Raw genomic sequence first — 16,870 nt, forward strand, 5'->3', positions numbered from 1 at the left:
AGAGTTAGTAGGTGGTTCGGGAGAAAACTTCTCTTCATGGAAACCTCGCCGCCAGGATAACCCCGGTACCTGCGCCATTAAGGGATCAAACTACTGAGGCTAGGCCGGCTTAGTTCCCGCAACACATGCTTCACCCATGGAGCTCCGGCAGAGGGTCCTCTCAATGCCGGCAACCCAGCTTTATGCCAACTCCCCGCCTCCTCTATCTTCCGCTTTACCTCCAACCGCACCGCCTGAGCCAAATGTTCTTGCCTGGCCAGCAGTACCGGCCAACGAGAAGTGTGCCTCCCGAGCACCCCGTTGGCTCGAGCAGCCAAAACCCGCGCCATCCTGTCTGCTCCTGCCTCCGTCCAGCTGGCTCCCAACCGCTTCATCCGCCGCGCCACGTTGTGCTGTACCTGCCCCTCTATGGCCCCCAGATGCTCCGCAGCAGAAGAGGTAACTATCCCCGACCAGTTCTCCTTGAGATACTGCCAGAGCTTCTCTATTCTCCTCCTCTTAGCCCCGCGAACTCTCCTTGCTACTCCTCCCAAAATCTCTTCTACCTTCTCCCGGTCCCCCAGATAAATGGCCTGCCTGATCCCACTATAGGCCTCCTCATCGTGCCAAAAAGCCTCTATAAGCCGCCGGTTCAAATGGTAAGGGTCCAAAACGTGCACTGCCCCGGGGAAGTAATCTACCCCCTGCTTGGCCCACTCCGCCCCGTCACTCCCAAGGTATATCTCCTTCACCTGACCCATGTCCCACCGGCTCGCTACCCCAGAGTAAACTTCCTCCCACATCCTCTCCCCTTCGCCTACACCGCTCGTTACCAGCTTGTCCTTTAAAGCCTTCCGGCCACCCCCAATCGCTTCTTTGCCTGTGTAAGCTACGAAGAGTTTGACCTCTTTCCTTTTCTCTCCGCTCCTTTGAAGCCTTACCACCACCCCGTCGGCCTCTATGTAAAGCCTGGAGGTCTTCTCTTTACCTCCGGGTGTCTCTCCCTTCTCAAAAACGGCTTCTCTCCTGGACTCTCCCTCCTGCCTGAGTGCTTCTCCTACTTCCTGCACGGCCTGCCACACCGCCATGGCGCTTATCCCAGGGACAAAATAACCGAGAATTTCCGCTGCCCGCCTGAAGGGTACTTCGCTCCCAAGCTTCACCGCCATCTCCTTCAAACGCGGCGTGCATCTAGACCTCTCCTGCCAGCCCAGAACCTCGTCAAGAAGAAACCTGGCCTCTCCCGTCTTTTTGTTCCTGTAAAGCCGCCTTTTTACTTTGAATTCCCCAAAGCTGCTAACTACGGTTCTTTCCCGGAAGCCTATCACTTTCCAGGTGCGCTTGTCCCGGGCGTTCACGAGCCAGGTGTCTATTTCCTCGAGGGCCCAGGCGAAGATCTTCACGCAAGCTTCTTGAGAGAGCTTGTGCACTTCTTCTTCGAGCTTGTAGAAGTCGCGGCATTCGGTAATTAGTTTGCTAACTTTCTCCCCCAGAAGAAGGATTAGGTCCGCGAGAGGTTGAATGTCTGAAATAGGTTGACTGTGCATGAGACCTCGCTCCTCCTTTCAGTCCATGAAAATTGTCCGTGAGGGGCGAGGTCTCCTCCTTCATTAACCTCCTCCGTCACCTACTGAAATTGTACGCCCTCCGGTGCAGATTCCCAGTAGCTGGAAGGAGGGGCTTCGCGCAGGCGCTCGCACGATAGCGGGTGGCCAGGCGTCGCGATTTTAAATTCCAGGTGGCTTTTCTTCGCATCCGCCTGCCAGCTATTGACGCGCTAGAGCCACGGAGAGCTTGACAAAACGCGCTCGTGACCGGAGAATGGGTTTAGAAAAAATAAGCGGAGGGAAACAGTGAGTTGTCGGTGTCTTTACGCATAGGCTGGTTTTCCACTGGTCGGGACAAAGCCGCGCGCCAGTTATTGCAATTGGTGTGCGAGGGGATCGAAAAAAAGGAGTTGGATTTGAAGATCGCTTTCGTTTTCTGTAACCGGGAGGAGGGGGAATCTCCGGAGAGCGATGCCTTCTTGCGGTTGGTGCGCTCGTTTGGTTTACCACTGGTGACTTTATCTTCTCGCCGTTTTGCTCCTGCGAAATGGCAATCTGATCGTGAGGCGTGGCGTGAGGCTTATCACGAAGCTGTGTGGGAGAAGATCAAGGATTTTCCGGTTGCCTTTTCTTTTTTAGCCGGTTATATGCTGGTGGTAGGGAGCAGGATGTGCCAGCGGCATCGTATGCTTAATTTGCACCCCGCTCTTCCTGGAGGCCCCAAGGGTACTTGGCAGGAAGTGGTGTGGGCTCTTATGGTTACCCGAGCTCGCGAGGCGGGGGCCATGATCCACTTGGTGACCCCAGAGCTCGATGCTGGTCCAGCGGTGACTTACTGCCGCTTTCCCTTAGACATTCCCGCTTTGAAACCGCTATGGGAGGATTGGGAGCGCAAGCTGTGCCAAATTGGTCTGGAGAGGTTACAACGCGAGGAGGGGGAGAGCGAACTCCTTTTCCGCGCCATTAGGCGGGAGGAATTTGTGCGCGAGTTCCCCCTTATATGGCTTACGCTGAACAAGCTGGCCCGGTGCGAAATTGAATTGGTGGATAGTCAAGTGCTGCACCAAGGAAGACCCTGCGCGGGAGTGGATCTTTCGGCGGAGGTGGAGGCTTTACTGCCTCGCTGGGAGAGGATGGTGGAAGAATGGGCTTTTTAGTCGCTTTTGATCTGGAGGGGCCGCTTTCTCCCCAGGACAATGCTTTCGAGTTAATGGGGCGTCTGCCCCAGGGACAAGAGCTCTTTGAGCGACTCAGCCGCTACGATGATTTGCTGGTTTTGGAAGGGCGCCCGGGTTACGAGCCGGGCGACACCCTGGCTCTCATCGTTCCTTTCCTGCTGGCTTACGGGATTAGGGAGGACGATATAAGGGCGGTCTCCGCCTCGGCTTTGCTCACTCCCGGTTCGCGCGAAGTGGTGGCTGCATTATTGGAGCGGGGGTTTAAGCCCTGTGTAATTTCTACTAGCTACTGCCAGCATGCTTACCATATAGCCAGTTTATTGGGTTTGGGACAGGAATGGGTAGCCTGCACTTCTTTGCCTCTGGACGCCTGGCAGGGGAAGTTACCCCAGGAGGACCGGGATTGGATTAAACAAGTGGCTGAGTCTTTGCTGAAGATCCCACTGGAAGACGATGAGCGCCTGCGGGAAGTGGGCGAGAGATTTTTTTGGCAGGAAATGCCTCGGAGGATGGCGGGAAGCTTTTTTGCTGCGGTTAAGGTGGTGGGTGGAAGACGTAAAACTGAAGCTTTGAGCGCGTTTGCCCGCCGGGTAGGCATACCGTTGGAGCGAGTGGTAGCTGTGGGAGATAGCATCACTGATTTTCATTTACTCGGGTCGGTGCGCGAAGCGGGAGGCCTAAGCATCGTTTTCAACGGGAATGCTTATTCTCTGCCTTACGGCACCTGTGCGGTGGCGGCGCTACATTTATCGGCTATTCTCCCTCTGGTTGAAGCGTTCGCCGCAGGGGGGCTGGTGGCGCTGAGAGAGCGGATAGCAAGCCTATCCGCCCAGGCAGATAAGGAAGAGGGGCCGTTTTATCATTGGCTGCCGAGTTTGCCGCTTGAGGAGGAGTTGGTGGCGGTTCACGCCAGATTTAGGGAGCTGCTGCGGGGCAGGGCGGCTCGGTTAGGCTAAAGGGGGGCGACCATGCTTCTAGGCTGCGGCGCACTGAACATAGATTATCTTTTCGCGGCCGAGGTCCTGGTAACTGACGGAGAGGCCTTTTGCCATTTGGTTACCAGTCAGCCCGGGGGATCGGCGGCTAATACCGTTTACGGCTTGGGTAAACTGGGCTGGCCTTGCTCTTTCGTGGGGGCGGTGGGCGAGGACGAGGATGGACGGCGGGCACTAGCTTCGCTGGCCGAGGCAGGGGTGGATACCCTGGCGGTTAAGGTGCGAAAGGATAGGGGGACGGGGCGAGTGTTTGCTTTCGTCGATGGCAGGGGAAGGCGAGCTCTCTACGCCTGTCCGGATGCCAATCTGACTTTGGCGCTAGCCGACCTTCAGGAAGCGCTGCGCTCTGAGGTGCGGTGGGTGCATTGCTCCTCTTTTGCGGGAGAAGATGCTTTCCTTGCTCAGAAAGAATGGGTAGAGCTCCTACCCGAGCATGTGGGGTTCAGCTTTGCTCCTGGGGCGCTTTATTCCCGTCGGGGGCTGTCAGCCCTGGCTCCCATGTTAAAGCGGTGCGACTTGCTTTTTCTCACGCAGGCGGAGCTGGAGGAGCTCACCGAGGAGGGGGTGTTGTTGAATGGAGTCCGCCTTCTTTTGCGCCATGGCGTTAAGGTGGCGCTGATTACTTTGGGAGGAGAGGGAAGCGTTGCAGTTACTCCGGACGGTATAGATTACCAGGCAGCTTTGGCGCGGCAGGTAGTGGATACCACTGGAGCTGGAGATGGCTTCGCGGCTGGTATGCTTTACGGTTATCTTCGGGGCTGGCCGCTAGAGATTTCGCACCGTTTGGCCAGCGTAGTAGCGTCATTTGTGGTGGAAGACTGGGGAGCTCGGTCGAGCTTACCCACTCTGGCAGAAGCTTCGCAGCGTTACCAAAATATCTTTGGCGCTCCTTTGCCGATATAAAAGTTCTACTCTAGGAGGGGGAAAAATTGGGACTGTTAGCCGGAAAGAAAGCCTTGGTTTTGGGTGTGGCCAACAAGCACTCCATAGCCTGGGGTATTGCCAGGACTCTTCACCGAGAGGGGGCCGCGCTGTGGCTTAATTACCAGAACGAGCGTTTCTACAGAGGCGTGGCTGAATTGGTAGAGGAGCTCGACCCGGCTATTCCTATCAGTGAGTGTGATGTCACCAAGCCGGAGCAGGTGGAAAAGCTTTTTTCCACCATCGAGGAGAAGTGGGGTGTTTTGGACGTGCTGGTCCACTCCCTGGCTTTTGCCCCTAAAGAAGCGCTCGAGGGGGAGTTTTACCGAACCACCCTGGAGCAGTGGAACACTGCCTTGCATATCAGCGCTTACTCGCTGGTGTTTTGCACCCGACATGCCAAGCCTTTATTGGAAAAGCGGGGTGGAAGCGTTATAACTTTGACCTATCTAGGTTCGCAGCGGGCAGTTAAGAACTACAACGTGATGGGAGTAGCCAAGGCGGCTTTGGAGGCCTCGGTGCGCTATTTAGCAGCCGACTTGGGCCCTTGTAATATCCGGGTGAACGCCATCTCGGCCGGCCCCATCAAAACTGTAGCTGCGAGGGGGGTAGCGGGCTTCTCCTCTTTCCTCAAGGTGGTGGAGGAGAAGGCACCTTTGCGGCGCAACGTTACGCAGGAAGAAGTGGGAAATGTAGCTTTATTTCTGGCTTCCGATCTGTCCAGCGCCGTTACCGGGGAAGTAATCTTCGCGGATGCGGGGTATCATGCCGTGGGGATTTAAGCGCCGCTCGCTTATTTGTAAAAAAAGGATAACCAACAGGAAAAAAAACTTGGCGTGGGGAAGCTAGAGTTTAGACTCTTGCTAAGGGGGCTTGATGTTTGTCTTTAGCACCTATTGTCACCAATCTGTTTTCCCGGATTAGCGAAGCAGCGGAGGACGAAACCCTGATAGTGATCGAGGCCACCGCGCCTTTGGAGTGGAAACTCGATAGAGTAGAAGCCCGGACTTATCTTCTCCAAGTTAAAGGCAAGCCCAATTTGTACACCGGGCCTTTGCTGGTGCATGATGGAGTGGTGCGCCGGGTCACGGTGGAGCCAGAGGCTGGATGGATTAAGTTCGGCGTGCACCTGGAGACTCCGGTGAGGGTGGAAGTGGAATTTCAGGCCGACCGGATGCCGGTGCGCTTGCTTCTGCGTTGCAGTAGGGAGGTGTGGCGGCGATTTTTCGCCAGTAAGCGAATCGCGATCGATCCGGGCCACGGGGGTGAGGACAGGGGGCACCGGGGACCGGTGGACTTGTGGGAAAGAGACGTGGCGTGGCGTACGGCCCAGGAGTTCCGGTGCTGCCTAGAGCGTTTGGGAACAAAGGTGGTGCTCACCCGAGCTCCGGAGGAGAACCCTTCTTGGCCCGAGCGGGTGCAACGCGGCCAGGGTGCCGATCTTTTTATTAGCCTTCACACTCACGGTGAAGCCGACCAGCGGGTGCGAGGGGCGGCGGTGCTTTACAATTCTGATAATCCTATGGGCGAGGAACAGGCCAGGGCTTTTTTGGAGGAGATCAGTCTTAAAACCAAAATACCCCGGCGAGGGGTCTTTCCCTCCCCAGATCTTAGCCTTATCGATTGGTGCCCGGCCTTCATTATTGAGACGGCGACTATAACCAACTGGGTGGATGAAGGTGTGCTGCGCAATCCTTGTTTTCATCGCAAACTGGTTTTGGCCACTCTTTCTACCTTTTTCCGTAAATATAATCAACCTGCTAGCGAGGTAGCTAGTCATGTTTGTAGCTAAAATACCCATTAGGACCCATATTATTACCGAGCAAGACAATATAGTTGAAGTTGCCCGCACTTATACAGCTGGTATAGCAGGTCCGGGAGACGTGATCGCCTTGGCCGAGAGTGTAGTGGCTATTTCGCAAGGGCGGGCTATTTTGCCGGAAAATGTTAAACCCGGTTGGTTAGCGCGTTTCCTCTGTCGTTTTCCCAACAAGTCGGGCAGCTTAGCCACTCCGGCCGCCATGCAGCTGGCTTTGGAGGAGGTGGGTGCCGGGCGGATATTGGCCGGTTGCGCGGCGGCGGCGGTCGGCAAACTCCTAGGCCGCAAGGGTTGGTTTTATCTGGTGGCTGGCCGAGAGCTCTCGCTCATCGATGACATCGCAGGTACGATGTACCCTTACGAGCGCCACGTTGTTTTGGGCCCTCGCGATCCTCAGAAGGTGGTAGAGGAGGTTAAACGGGCTACCGGGGCGGAAGCCGTGATCGCCGATGTCAACGATTTAGGTTGCGCGGACATTCTGGGCATTACCTGTCCCCAGCTCGCTGCGGAAGTGCAGGCGGCTCTTCGCGATAATCCTTTCGGCAATGAGGACGAACAAACCCCCATCGTGGTTTTAAAGCGGGCTTAGCACCTAATCTAAATTTAATTTACAGTGAGCAATAAATTTAACCTTCCCTTGTTATCGTGGGGGCACAGAACATTTTTCGCGGGGGTCGGTATGGCCGTGATCGGCACTTTGACCCAGGCGACGCAAGGCGCTATTGATTGCCTGGTGGCGGCCCTGGAAGCGCGTGACCCTTATATGCAGGGCCATTCTTCTCGAGTGGCCAAGTTCGCCGAGCTCTTGCTCCAGGAACTGGGAGTTACCGGGCCAGAAGCGGAATGCATTTTATTGGCAGCGCGGTTGCACGACGTGGGTAAGATTGGTATCCCTGATGACATCCTGCGCAAGCCGGGGCGCCTTACCCCCCACGAGTGGGCGCAGATGCAGCAGCATCCAGTGATAGGTTACAAAATTCTGGTGCGTTCTTCCTGCTTGCGCGAAATAGCGCTCGTGGTACTGTACCACCACGAACGCTGGGACGGCAAGGGTTACCCCCAAGGGCTGCGGGGCGAGAGTATACCCTTCGGTTCTCGGGTGATTGCCATGGCCGATGCCATTGATGCCATGCTTTCTACGCGCTCTTACCGTCCCCCCTTAACTTTAAGGGAATGTTTGGCAGAGGTGGAGCATGGGGGTGGAAGGCAATTTGATCCGTTGTTAGTGGGTCCGGCCAAGCGACTGCTAGTGCGGTTGGAAAGCTTGCTAGCCTGGCGTCGAGGCAAGGTCGGGGTGGGAGGCAGTGATTTCCGGAGCAAGTGATCACTATGCAACCAGCGATATTTTGTGGCGGGAATTAACTTTCGGCAACCGCGAGTTGGTGGGCAAGGTTATAGAGGCTCTGCGCCAGCAACGCTCGCTAGTGCTGGTGTATTGCCTGCTAGAGGGCTACCAAGAAATAGCGGCTACAGCTGGCACCAGGCGGGCTTCCGGTTTGCTGGCGCAGGTGCAGGAAGCGCTGGTGCGGCTAGTTCCTTCTCTCCACGCGCGGGTTAAGCTTTTGGCGGTCAAGAACCTCTGGAACGGTGCCTTTTTGGTGTTCGTTTCTTTAGATGGCGGGGTGCTAGCGGAAGAACGGAGGCAATTGTCCGCCGCCTTGGTCGTGCTGCTGGAGGAGAGTCTGAAGCTAGATGTTCTGCGGCTGGGAGGGCGTTTCCCGGTTTTTCAATTTGGCAGCTCTTCCTTGAACGATAAAGCGGGACGGGTGGAGGAGCTCATCTACCAGGCCGTCCAGGAGGCCCAGGCGGAGTTATCCGAACTTTCACCGGCCGTTCTTCAGGCTTTGCTGCTGGAGTTCGAAGCCGCCTGGCAGCAAAGGCGATTGAAAATAACCTACGAGCCCGTGTTTTCGCTGGTGGACACCTCGGTGCTGGGGTGGGAGGCCCGCTTAAATGGTCCGGGCTACTTCGGGCAGCAGGAAATGCTTTTTGCTCTGGCGGGTAGGGTCGGCAAGCTTAACGCGCTGGAAGCCAGTTATCATAAAATGGCTTTAGAGCATTTCGCGCTGGAAGACTTTAAAGGTCGGCTCTTTCTCTCTACCGCTCCCTTTTTTGCTCCGAAGGAACCCGGAGTCGCTAGAGGGGAGACGCTTCGCTGGCCAGGATATAAGAGTTCAACTCCAGAAAACCTGGTGCTGGTGATCGATGAGCCTTGGCAGGCTCAGCAGATGCCGTTGTTTGGCCGAGCGCTGGAGTATTATGGAGCTCAGGGGTACACCCTGGCGGTGCGTAGCCATGGGATCAGTATGCTACCTTTGGCCAGTGATTGTCGTTTCCAGTTTTTAAAACTGAGCCCCTTTCTGATACGCGGCGTTAATGTCAATCCCCGCAAGAAGGCGCTGCTGGAAGCGCTGCTAGCTTATGGTCGCCGCTTGCGCTGCACTTTGGTGGCGGAGGGAGTGGAGGATAAGAAGGAGTTCCTCGCCTTGGCCAACCTGCAGTTGGACGCTGCTCAGGGACCGCTTTTGAGTCGCTTGCGAAAGGAAGAAATAGCTCCGGTGAAGCGTTTTACTTTTCCGCGAACGCCAACTCGGGGCCACAGTATATCTATCGGCAGAATCGCCGATAACGCCGTGATAGTCGAAAAGGACACGTTGGTGCGGGAAGTGAAGGCGATCCTAGAGGAGCACGAAACGCTGGACGGCGTGGTAGTAGTAGAATCGGGATACCCGGTGGGCCTGGTCATGCGGTACCACCTGGATCGTTATCTGGGACTCCAGTACGGGGTTCCTCTCTATTTCAATCGTCCCATTTCTTCCCTGATGGATTCCTCTTTTCTGGCAGTGGAAGAGCACACCCCCATAGAGGTGGTTTCCCGCTTAGCAATGAAGCGAGAAAGGTTGCGACTTTACGATTGGATTATCGTCACTTGCAACCGGAAGTTCCGGGGCGTGGTCTCGGTGCAGACACTGGTGGATACACTTACCCGCTTGCAATTAGAAATGGCTCGGGGGGCTAATCCCCTCACCGGCTTGCCTGGCAGGGTGGGAATTGAGCGGGAGTTGCTGCGGCGGGCCGAGGAAGGGAAAGACTGCACCGTGGTCTTTATCGACTTGGATAACTTCAAATCTTACAATGATAGGTACGGTTTCGAGAAGGGTGACCGGGTGATTCTCTTTACTGCTCACTTACTGGTCCAGGTTACCAGAAAATTAGGTAGCGAAGGGGACTTTGTGGGGCACATCGGAGGCGATGACTTCGTGATCATCGCGAGCCCGGAGAGGGCGGAACTGGTTTGCCTTCGTTTCATACGCTATTTCGACCGCCTGATACGGCGTTTTTACCGTCCTGAGGATCGGGCAGCTGGCGGAGTGAAGAGCGTGGATCGACAAGGCCGCGAGGCTTTCTTTCCTTTCGTTAGCGTTTCGATGGTGATGGTCGAGGAGGCTGGCAGTGTTTACCATTACGACATCAGGCGCATATCCGAGGCTGCGGCAGAGGTTAAGCATTACGCTAAGCTTTTACCTGGTAGCGTGTATCTAAGAGTGAAGAGGAGGGAGTAAGAGCCCTTCTTAGGGACCCTTACTCCCGGTTCGGCTTCAGTCTAAGCTGCGGAAATCTTTCCCCAGCGCATCGGCGGTTAAAATAGCGGCAGCCACTTGTTTAGCTGTTACCGGAAAAGGCTCGTTGTGTATGGTCTCGCTGGGTCGGACAGAGGCTTCGGCGACGCGGAGCAGATCTTCTTGGCTCAATTGAACCAGGCCCAAGTCGGCCAGGGTGACCGGCAAGCCCACCGCAACTGCGAATTCCAGCACTTCTTCCACCTCTTCACTTTCTCTCCCCTCCAGCACCAGCTGAACCAGAGTGCCGAAAGCTACTTTTTCTCCGTGATAGTAGTTATGGGTAGCTTCTAGAAGGGTCAAGGCGTTATGCACCGCGTGGGCAGCGGCCAGGCCGCTGCTTTCAAAGCCCAATCCCGAGAGCAAGATGTTTGCCTCCACTATCCGCTCCACCGCTGGCGTGACCACGTGGCGCTCCACGGCTAGCTTGGCCTGGTATCCGTCTTCTAATAGCGTTTGGTAGCATAGTTGGGCCAGGCTCAAAGCGGCCAGCGTGCTTTCGCCCCGGGGTAGGTTAAGAGCTCGGCTTTCGGCGCAGGCCCGGGCTTCAAACCAGGTGGCCAGGGCGTCTCCCATCCCGGCTACCAGAAAGCGCACCGGGGCGTGGGCCACGATTTCAGTGTCCACCAGTACCAGATCCGGATTGCGGGGTAAGGTTAGGTACTCTTCAAATATTCCCTGCTCGGTATAGATGACTGAAAGGGCGCTGCACGGCGCGTCGGTAGAAGCGATGGTGGGAAGCAGGACCACGGGGCGACGACTGTAAAAAGCTACTGCTTTGGCGGTGTCCAGGGCTTTGCCACCTCCGGCTCCCAGAACAACCTCGGCTTCTTCCTTTTCCACCTGCTCCTGGAGCCGGGCGATCTCGGTTCGGGAGCATTCTCCCCCAAACAGGGCGAAGCTGGCAGCTATTCCGGCGGAAGACAGCGCCTCCCGCACCGGTTCCTGCAGCAATTGTAAAACCGTTTGATCACCCATTACCATGACTTTACTCCCTAGTTTCAATGCTTTTATTTCCTCTCCCAAAACCTGCACCGCTCCCGCTCCCTGGACATACCGGGCCGGTGCGATAAGCTTGCGTACACCCATATCCCAAACCTCCCGTGTGACGATTTAAGAAGCAAGTTTACTGGTTGCTCCTGCGTTTCAAATTCATTTTACTACTGGAATAGAAAGGTGTAAAGCTGGCTTCCAGGCAGGGCGCGGTCCAAAAACTAGAGAGCTCGATCTCCTGCGCTATCTGGCTGTCGCGCCGCTCGCTGGCGAAGACCTTCCGCGGCGCTAGCGGAAAAAAATAGTAAGCGAAGCAGCGTAAATTGAGCGTGCTGCCAGCCGGAGTCCAAGGGGCCAAGCCGCTGAGATCGGTTTAGCGCAGATTGAGCTTCGGTTAATGCTTTTTGTCGTCTTCTCCTCTTGACAAAACCAGAACCAAGCGCTTAAAAGTATTTTAAAAGTAAATTTAGGCGAAACGCTTAGTGGCGCTTTATGCAGCTGGTGAAAAAAGGTGGCAGCGAGAGCCCCGCAAAGCGCACCGAAGTGGAGGCCTGTTCTTTATTGTAAATGTTATATGTTGAAAATTATCGGGAAGGGGGTGAATGGCGGTGGAAGAGCATCTGGAAGAAAATGAAGAAGAGTTGGAGGAGGAGTACGAACCGCTCATACTGATGTTCGCTACCGAGCGCTGTGCTTATCCTTGCGCCGATGTTGCCGGGTTGGGAAAGATAAGTTATCCACCCAACGTGCGCTTGATCAGGATTCGCTGTTGCTCCATGGTGCCGCCGGATTTGGTGCTGGAAGCCTTTCGCAAAGGGGTGGACGGTATTATCATCGGCACCTGCTACCCTCCAGACTGTGCTTTCAAGGGGGGAGTGGAGCGCACCCGGGAGCGCATGAAGAAGCTGGGTCCCAAGCTGAGAGAGATGGGAATAGAGGTGGACCGGTTGCGGGTGGAAGCTATCTGTAGTGTTTGCACCAACGTGTTTAAACAGGTCACGGAAGAGATGACCGAGATCCTCAAGTTGCTGGGACCGACACCTTACGCTGAGGAGCGGATGAAACAGAGAGAGCAAAAGGGGGCAGAGTAAAATTGGGCGCCAAGGATGTGCTGGTGATAGGTGGGGGTATTGCTGGGGTGCAGGCGGCGCTGGACTTGGCTGACCAGGGCATCAAAGTGTATCTGGTGGAAAAGGGGCCGAGCATAGGCGGGCGCATGATTCAGCTGCAAAAGGTTTTTCCCACTATGGACTGCCCCAGCTGCATTTTCACTCCCAAAATGGTGGCGGCTTCTAACCATCCAGATATAACATTGCTCGCCTATTCCGAGGTAAGTGAGATCAAAAGGGAAGGGAACCTTTTCCTCGTAACTCTCTACAAGAAGGCTCGCTACGTGGATGAGGATCGCTGCGTGGGCTGCGGTATTTGCGAAAACAACTGCCCGGTGGACGTTCCCAGCGAGTACGACAATGGTCTGGGCGCGCGCAAAGCCATTTATATTCCCTTCGCTCAGGCGGTGCCGAAGGTGGCTACCGTGGACTTGGACCATTGCGTGCTTTGCGGGGTGTGCGAGCGGGTTTGCCCGGCCAAGGCGGTGAATTTTGCCCAGAAGCCTGAAACCATCAATCTAGAGGTAGGAGCCATAATTGTGGCCACTGGCTTTAATCTCTATGACCCCAGTAAGCTGGAGCAGTACGGTGGGGGTAAGTTCGCCAATGTTATTCCTTCTCTAACTATGGAGCGTTTACTGATCCCGAACGGCCCCTATGGAGCGGTAGTGCGACCCTCCGATGGTAAAATCCCTCGCCGTGTAGCCTATTTGCTTTGCGTGGGTTCGCGCTCGCGCAATCCTATAAACGGCTATCCTTACTGCTCCCGGGTTTGCTGCATGTACACCATCCGCCAGGCTCAGTCCACCATCCTCAACTTGCGTAAGGTGGAAGTGGATGTGTACTATATGGATATTCGCGCTTACGGCAAGGGTTTCGAGGAATTCTATCGCCGGGCCGAGGGGGTAGGCGTGCGTTTCTGGAAAGGCCGTGTGGGTAGGATTACCGAGCAGGAGAACGGTAACCTTTTACTGCGAGCCGAGATTATCGATGGTTCGGACTCCCGTATCGTGGAACAGGAGTACGAGATGGTGGTTCTAGCGCTGGGCATTCGTCCTCAGCACCGAGCTCTAGCCAAACTCCTCCCAGAACTGGAGTTAGACGATTACGGTTTCGTTAAGACCGCTGCTCCGAAGTTAGATCCTACCACTACAAATGTCCCCGGAGTTTTTGTGGCAGGGGTGGCTGAAGGTCCCAAAGATATAGTGGATACGGTGATGCAGGCCAGCGCGGCTGCCATGCGGGCGTCGGCTTACATCACCAACCTTTAAGTAGTTTGGAAGAGGGGTGGGGGAGGATTGTCGGACCTGAAAATTGGGGTCTACGTCTGCCATTGTGGTGGCAATATTTCGGACGTGATCAACGTAGCCGATGTCGCCGCCTACGCCTCCAAATTGGAGGACGTCGCCGTAGCCCGCGATTATATCTTTATGTGCTCCAATCCGGGTCAGGGATTGATCGAGAGGCATATACGCCAGGGGCGCGTTAACCGGGTAGTGGTAGCTTGCTGCTCCCCTCGCTTACACGAGCCCACCTTCCGCAAAACCTTGGCCCGGGCCGGTATCAATCCCTATTTGCTAGAAATAGCTAATATCCGCGAGCAATGCAGCTGGGCTCATCCGGATAACCCGTACCGAGCCACTGAGAAAGCCAAAGATCTGGTGCGGATGGCAGTGGCTAAGGTTAGGCTGGCTCAACCGTTGGAAAACGTGCGGGTGCCAGCTAACCCCGAGGCGCTGATAGTGGGAGGCGGGGTCGCTGGTTTGCGTGCGGCTCAAGATTTAGCCGAACGAGGCTTCCAGGTGCATCTAATCGAGCGCTTGCCCTTTTTCGGGGGCCGGGCGGCGCAACTTTCCCGGTTATACCCTACCGAGGAGGAGGCGCCGACTCTGATCCGCCGAACGCTAAAAGAACTGTCCCAGCACCCTCGGGTGAAGCTTTACCCTTCCACTGTCCTTGAGGAAGTTAGTGGGTTTGTTGGTAATTGGGAGGTAAAATTAAAACAGCGACCCTCGCTGGTGGACGAAAAATGCGACCGCTGTGGTCGCTGCGAGGAGGTCTGTCCGGTAAAACTTCCCGATCCGTTCAACTACGGGCTGGTCACGCGTAAAGCCATCTATTTCCCCTGCCCCGAGGCTTTTCCTCCCCGCTACGCCATCGATTTAGATCATTGCATCAAATGCGGGGAATGCGTCAAGGCCTGCCCGCGGGGGCTCATTGATTTAAATCAACAGGAAGAAAGCTTTTCTCTCCGGGTGGGAGCCATTATCCTGGCCACAGGTTTCGATCCTTACGAGCCCAAGGAGGGCGAGTACGGCTATAAAGTTTTTTCCGAGGTCATTACTCTCCCCCAGTTGGTTCGCTTGCTGGCCTCTTCCGGTCCTACCAGGGGAAAACTCAGGTTGCCCACCGCTTCTCCTGCTTTCCAGATCAACAATGTGGTTTTCATCAATTGCGTGGGCAGCCGGCAGCTATCCAAGGAAGGGGAGGAGAAGGTCAATAAATATTGTTCCCGCTATTGTTGCACCGCGGCTCTGCAGGCAGCCCGCGAAATCAAGCGGCGCTACCCAGATACGCGCATCTATATGGCCTACCAGGATATCCGCACCTACTGCCGGGATTGCGAAGACTATTATGAGGGAGCTTCAAATGATGGGGTAATATTCCTCCGCTATTTGCCTCCCGATTATCCCCAGGTCAAGCGCGAGAATGGCCGATTACTGGTGGAGGTTAAAGACCAACTCACTTTTGGCGAGGTGGTTTCCGTGCCCGCGGATTTGGTGGTGCTGGTGGTGGGCATGGAGCCCAGCGAGGGGACCAGGGAGATGGCGGCTAAACTCCGCCTGCCGGTGGGGGAGGACGCTTTTCTGCTGGAAGTGCATCCCAAGCTGCGACCGGTGGAGGTGGGAGTGGACGGTCTCTTCGTGGCTGGCACGGCTCAGGGTCCCAAGGACATCACGGAGACGGCGTTATCAGCGGGAGCCGCGGCGCTCAGGTCTACGGTGCTGCTGGCCCGGGGCCAGGTGGAGTTGGAGCCTTACGTGGCCGAGGTTTACCCGGAGCGCTGCAATGGTTGCGGTATCTGCGTGCAAGAGTGCGATTACGGGGCTATAAATCTTAAGGATGGCAAGGCGGTGATTAACGAGGCCGTGTGCCAAGGTTGTGGGGCCTGCGCTGCCATGTGTCCCCAGCGAGCTCTGGGGGTCAAGGGCTACACGGTGGATCAATTTGCCGCCATGGTTGATGCGGCTCTGGAAGAGGGGGTGCGTTAGAGTGGCGGAGGAACCGCAAAACGAGCGCAAGAGCACGGTGGCAGCTATGCGAGCTCACTACCCGGTGCCGGAGGAGCGGCGGGAAGCTGTGCGGATAGCCACCAAAGAGAAAAATCAGATCATGGCCGCTATCAAAGAGGCCGGAACTTCTTTGACCGTTCCCGAGATAGCAGCCAAAACGGGTATCCCTGCTCCCACGGTTATGCGCCACCTTGCTTCTTTGCGAAAATACGGCAAGGTTAAAGATGAGTTCACCAAGGGCGACTATTACACTTACGCGCTGGTGGAGGTGAAAAAGTAACCATGGGTTTGGAAGCACGTTCGGACTTTTTGGTCGAGGATCTAGCCCGCTGGGGAGCTCTCCGGGGAAAAGCTTGCTTCAATTGCGGCAACTGTTCGGCTGTATGTCCTTTGTCGGAAAATAACCCGTTTTACCCCCGGCAGATTGTCCGTTACGCTCAGATCGGGGCCACGAAAAAGATTCTTGGCGCGCCCGCCATCTGGCTTTGTTACCATTGCGGCGAGTGCACCACCTTTTGCCCACGTCACGCCGACCCGGGCGAAGTGGTTATGTCGTTGCGACGCTGGGCCATCGCCCAATACGATTGGACGGGGTTGGGGAAAATACTTTACCGCTCGCCCGGGCTGAGCCTACTTTTCTATCTGGCCATGACCTTCTTGGGTAGCCTGGTTTTTTACCTCTTCCACGGTCCTATGAATATGCAGGCGGTGCAACTTCACGAGTTTCTGCCCACCCACCTTATCGATGTGTGCGGTATTTCTTTAGGTGCCTGGGTGCTGGCGAGCCTGGGGATCAATCTTTACCGGATGGGTTCTTTCTATCGCTCGGAGTACGGCTCCTTGCCTTTGCGCCTGAGCGATCTCTGGGCTACCTTCTGGGAAGAGGTAGTGTTACAGAAGCGTTATGGAAAATGCGAGGATCGGTCTAAGTGGGTTATGCATTTAGCGATGGTCAATGGTTTCCTGCTGCTCTTCTTGACCACCGCTGTAGCTTTTCTTTTAAACCCCCAGGGCGACCCGTCGCAGACCCCGCTGTTTTTGCGTTTGCTAGGCACAGTGGGAGGGATACTCCTGATAGCCGGAGCTCTAATCGCTAACTGGCGGCGTTTGGCGGGCCGGGAGGTGTATAATCACTTCACCGACTGGATCTTTCTGGAGCTGGTTTTGTTGGCAGGGCTTAGTGGATTGGGTCTGGAGTTACTGGTGGCATTGGGATTGCCTCTGGCCAGTTATCTAATTTACGCCGCGCACTTGATAGTGGTGTTCCTGCTGATCCTGACTGCGCCTTACACTAAATTTGCCCATGCCCTTTACCGCTTTTTGGGGGTTTACGCCTTGCGCTTGGAGAAAAAGGCTCGGGCTTCGGCTCCGGCTCCTGCTTCCTAAGCTACAGGAGGCGATGCGGAAGGGCCCAAG

15 protein-coding genes are annotated in these 16,870 nt (G+C 55.7%); 13 read left to right on the forward strand and 2 right to left on the reverse strand.

The features are described from left to right. Window positions 1-77: 77 nt before the first annotated feature. Complete coding sequence (locus tag ACTLLP_RS03360; protein WP_441059374.1) at window positions 78-1,526, reverse strand: ISLre2 family transposase; 1,449 nt, start codon at window positions 1,524-1,526, stop codon at window positions 78-80. 317 nt (window positions 1,527-1,843) lie between these two features. Here ACTLLP_RS03360 and purN point away from each other — a divergent pair, with 317 nt between their 5' ends. From purN to ACTLLP_RS03400, 8 genes are all read left to right on the forward strand, one after another. Beyond that, window positions 1,844-2,683 carry a phosphoribosylglycinamide formyltransferase gene (gene purN, locus ACTLLP_RS03365; RefSeq protein ID WP_441061609.1) on the forward strand — a complete coding sequence of 280 codons (840 nt, stop codon included), beginning with the start codon at window positions 1,844-1,846 and terminating at the stop codon, window positions 2,681-2,683. Beyond that, on the forward strand, window positions 2,671-3,660 hold the full coding sequence (locus tag ACTLLP_RS03370; RefSeq protein WP_441060725.1) for a hypothetical protein: 990 nt from the start codon (window positions 2,671-2,673) through the stop codon (window positions 3,658-3,660). The genes purN and ACTLLP_RS03370 overlap by 13 nt, the downstream gene beginning before the upstream one ends. A gap of 12 nt (window positions 3,661-3,672) precedes the next feature. Further along, window positions 3,673-4,602, forward strand: coding sequence for a carbohydrate kinase family protein (locus ACTLLP_RS03375; protein WP_441060727.1), 930 nt, complete (start codon window positions 3,673-3,675; stop codon window positions 4,600-4,602). Window positions 4,603-4,628: 26 nt separating this feature from the next. Then, entirely contained in the window at window positions 4,629-5,402 is a 774-nt protein-coding gene (locus ACTLLP_RS03380) for an enoyl-ACP reductase FabI (RefSeq protein WP_441060729.1), read from the forward strand. A gap of 98 nt (window positions 5,403-5,500) precedes the next feature. After that, on the forward strand, window positions 5,501-6,412 hold the full coding sequence (locus ACTLLP_RS03385; protein ID WP_441060731.1) for an N-acetylmuramoyl-L-alanine amidase: 912 nt from the start codon (window positions 5,501-5,503) through the stop codon (window positions 6,410-6,412). Then, window positions 6,399-7,028: a coenzyme F420-0:L-glutamate ligase gene (locus tag ACTLLP_RS03390; protein WP_441060732.1), complete on the forward strand. Its 630-nt coding sequence runs from the start codon at window positions 6,399-6,401 to the stop codon at window positions 7,026-7,028. Before ACTLLP_RS03385 ends, ACTLLP_RS03390 begins: the two co-directional genes overlap by 14 nt. 90 nt (window positions 7,029-7,118) lie before the next feature. Next, entirely contained in the window at window positions 7,119-7,763 is a 645-nt protein-coding gene (locus tag ACTLLP_RS03395; protein WP_441060734.1) for an HD-GYP domain-containing protein, read from the forward strand. Further along, window positions 7,744-10,002: a diguanylate cyclase domain-containing protein gene (locus tag ACTLLP_RS03400; RefSeq protein ID WP_441060736.1), complete on the forward strand. Its 2,259-nt coding sequence runs from the start codon at window positions 7,744-7,746 to the stop codon at window positions 10,000-10,002. Before ACTLLP_RS03395 ends, ACTLLP_RS03400 begins: the two co-directional genes overlap by 20 nt. A gap of 36 nt (window positions 10,003-10,038) precedes the next feature. On the opposite strand, the gene ACTLLP_RS03405 is transcribed toward ACTLLP_RS03400, so the two are convergent. Further along, window positions 10,039-11,148 carry a glycerol dehydrogenase gene (locus ACTLLP_RS03405; protein WP_441060738.1) on the reverse strand — a complete coding sequence of 370 codons (1,110 nt, stop codon included), beginning with the start codon at window positions 11,146-11,148 and terminating at the stop codon, window positions 10,039-10,041. Between the two features lie 506 nt (window positions 11,149-11,654). On the opposite strand from ACTLLP_RS03405, the gene ACTLLP_RS03410 reads away from it, so the two are divergent. The 5 genes from ACTLLP_RS03410 to ACTLLP_RS03430 are packed head-to-tail and all read left to right on the forward strand — an operon-like array spanning window position 11,655 to window position 16,840. After that, window positions 11,655-12,143: a hydrogenase iron-sulfur subunit gene (locus tag ACTLLP_RS03410; protein ID WP_441060740.1), complete on the forward strand. Its 489-nt coding sequence runs from the start codon at window positions 11,655-11,657 to the stop codon at window positions 12,141-12,143. A 2-nt stretch (window positions 12,144-12,145) separates the two neighbouring features. Then, window positions 12,146-13,432 carry an FAD-dependent oxidoreductase gene (locus ACTLLP_RS03415; protein WP_441060742.1) on the forward strand — a complete coding sequence of 429 codons (1,287 nt, stop codon included), beginning with the start codon at window positions 12,146-12,148 and terminating at the stop codon, window positions 13,430-13,432. 27 nt (window positions 13,433-13,459) lie between these two features. Next, window positions 13,460-15,433 (forward strand): FAD-dependent oxidoreductase, encoded by a 1,974-nt coding sequence (locus ACTLLP_RS03420; RefSeq protein WP_441060744.1) that lies wholly within the window; start codon window positions 13,460-13,462, stop codon window positions 15,431-15,433. Between the two features lies 1 nt (window position 15,434). After that, complete coding sequence (locus ACTLLP_RS03425) at window positions 15,435-15,734, forward strand: helix-turn-helix domain-containing protein (protein ID WP_441060746.1); 300 nt, start codon at window positions 15,435-15,437, stop codon at window positions 15,732-15,734. A 2-nt stretch (window positions 15,735-15,736) separates the two neighbouring features. Further along, window positions 15,737-16,840 (forward strand): 4Fe-4S dicluster domain-containing protein, encoded by a 1,104-nt coding sequence (locus tag ACTLLP_RS03430; RefSeq protein WP_441060748.1) that lies wholly within the window; start codon window positions 15,737-15,739, stop codon window positions 16,838-16,840. The last annotated feature ends 30 nt before the right edge of the window (window positions 16,841-16,870 follow it).

Origin of the sequence: Desulfothermobacter acidiphilus (assembly GCF_052073645.1) — a bacterium.
GTDB classification, from domain to species: Bacteria; Bacillota; Desulfotomaculia; order Desulfotomaculales; family Ammonificaceae; genus Desulfothermobacter; species Desulfothermobacter acidiphilus.

Excerpts from the sequence above, each read along its gene's own strand:
- ACTLLP_RS03390 (WP_441060732.1), top strand. The coding sequence starts at position 6,399 with ATGTTTGTAGCTAAAATACCCATTAGGACCCATATTATTACCGAGCAA.
- ACTLLP_RS03370 (WP_441060725.1), top strand. The coding sequence starts at position 2,671 with ATGGGCTTTTTAGTCGCTTTTGATCTGGAGGGGCCGCTTTCTCCCCAG.
- ACTLLP_RS03375 (WP_441060727.1), top strand. The coding sequence starts at position 3,673 with ATGCTTCTAGGCTGCGGCGCACTGAACATAGATTATCTTTTCGCGGCC.
- ACTLLP_RS03360 (WP_441059374.1), bottom strand. The coding sequence starts at position 1,526 with ATGCACAGTCAACCTATTTCAGACATTCAACCTCTCGCGGACCTAATC.
- ACTLLP_RS03430 (WP_441060748.1), top strand. The coding sequence starts at position 15,737 with ATGGGTTTGGAAGCACGTTCGGACTTTTTGGTCGAGGATCTAGCCCGC.
- ACTLLP_RS03410 (WP_441060740.1), top strand. The coding sequence starts at position 11,655 with ATGGCGGTGGAAGAGCATCTGGAAGAAAATGAAGAAGAGTTGGAGGAG.
- ACTLLP_RS03395 (WP_441060734.1), top strand. The coding sequence starts at position 7,119 with ATGGCCGTGATCGGCACTTTGACCCAGGCGACGCAAGGCGCTATTGAT.
- ACTLLP_RS03405 (WP_441060738.1), bottom strand. The coding sequence starts at position 11,148 with ATGGGTGTACGCAAGCTTATCGCACCGGCCCGGTATGTCCAGGGAGCG.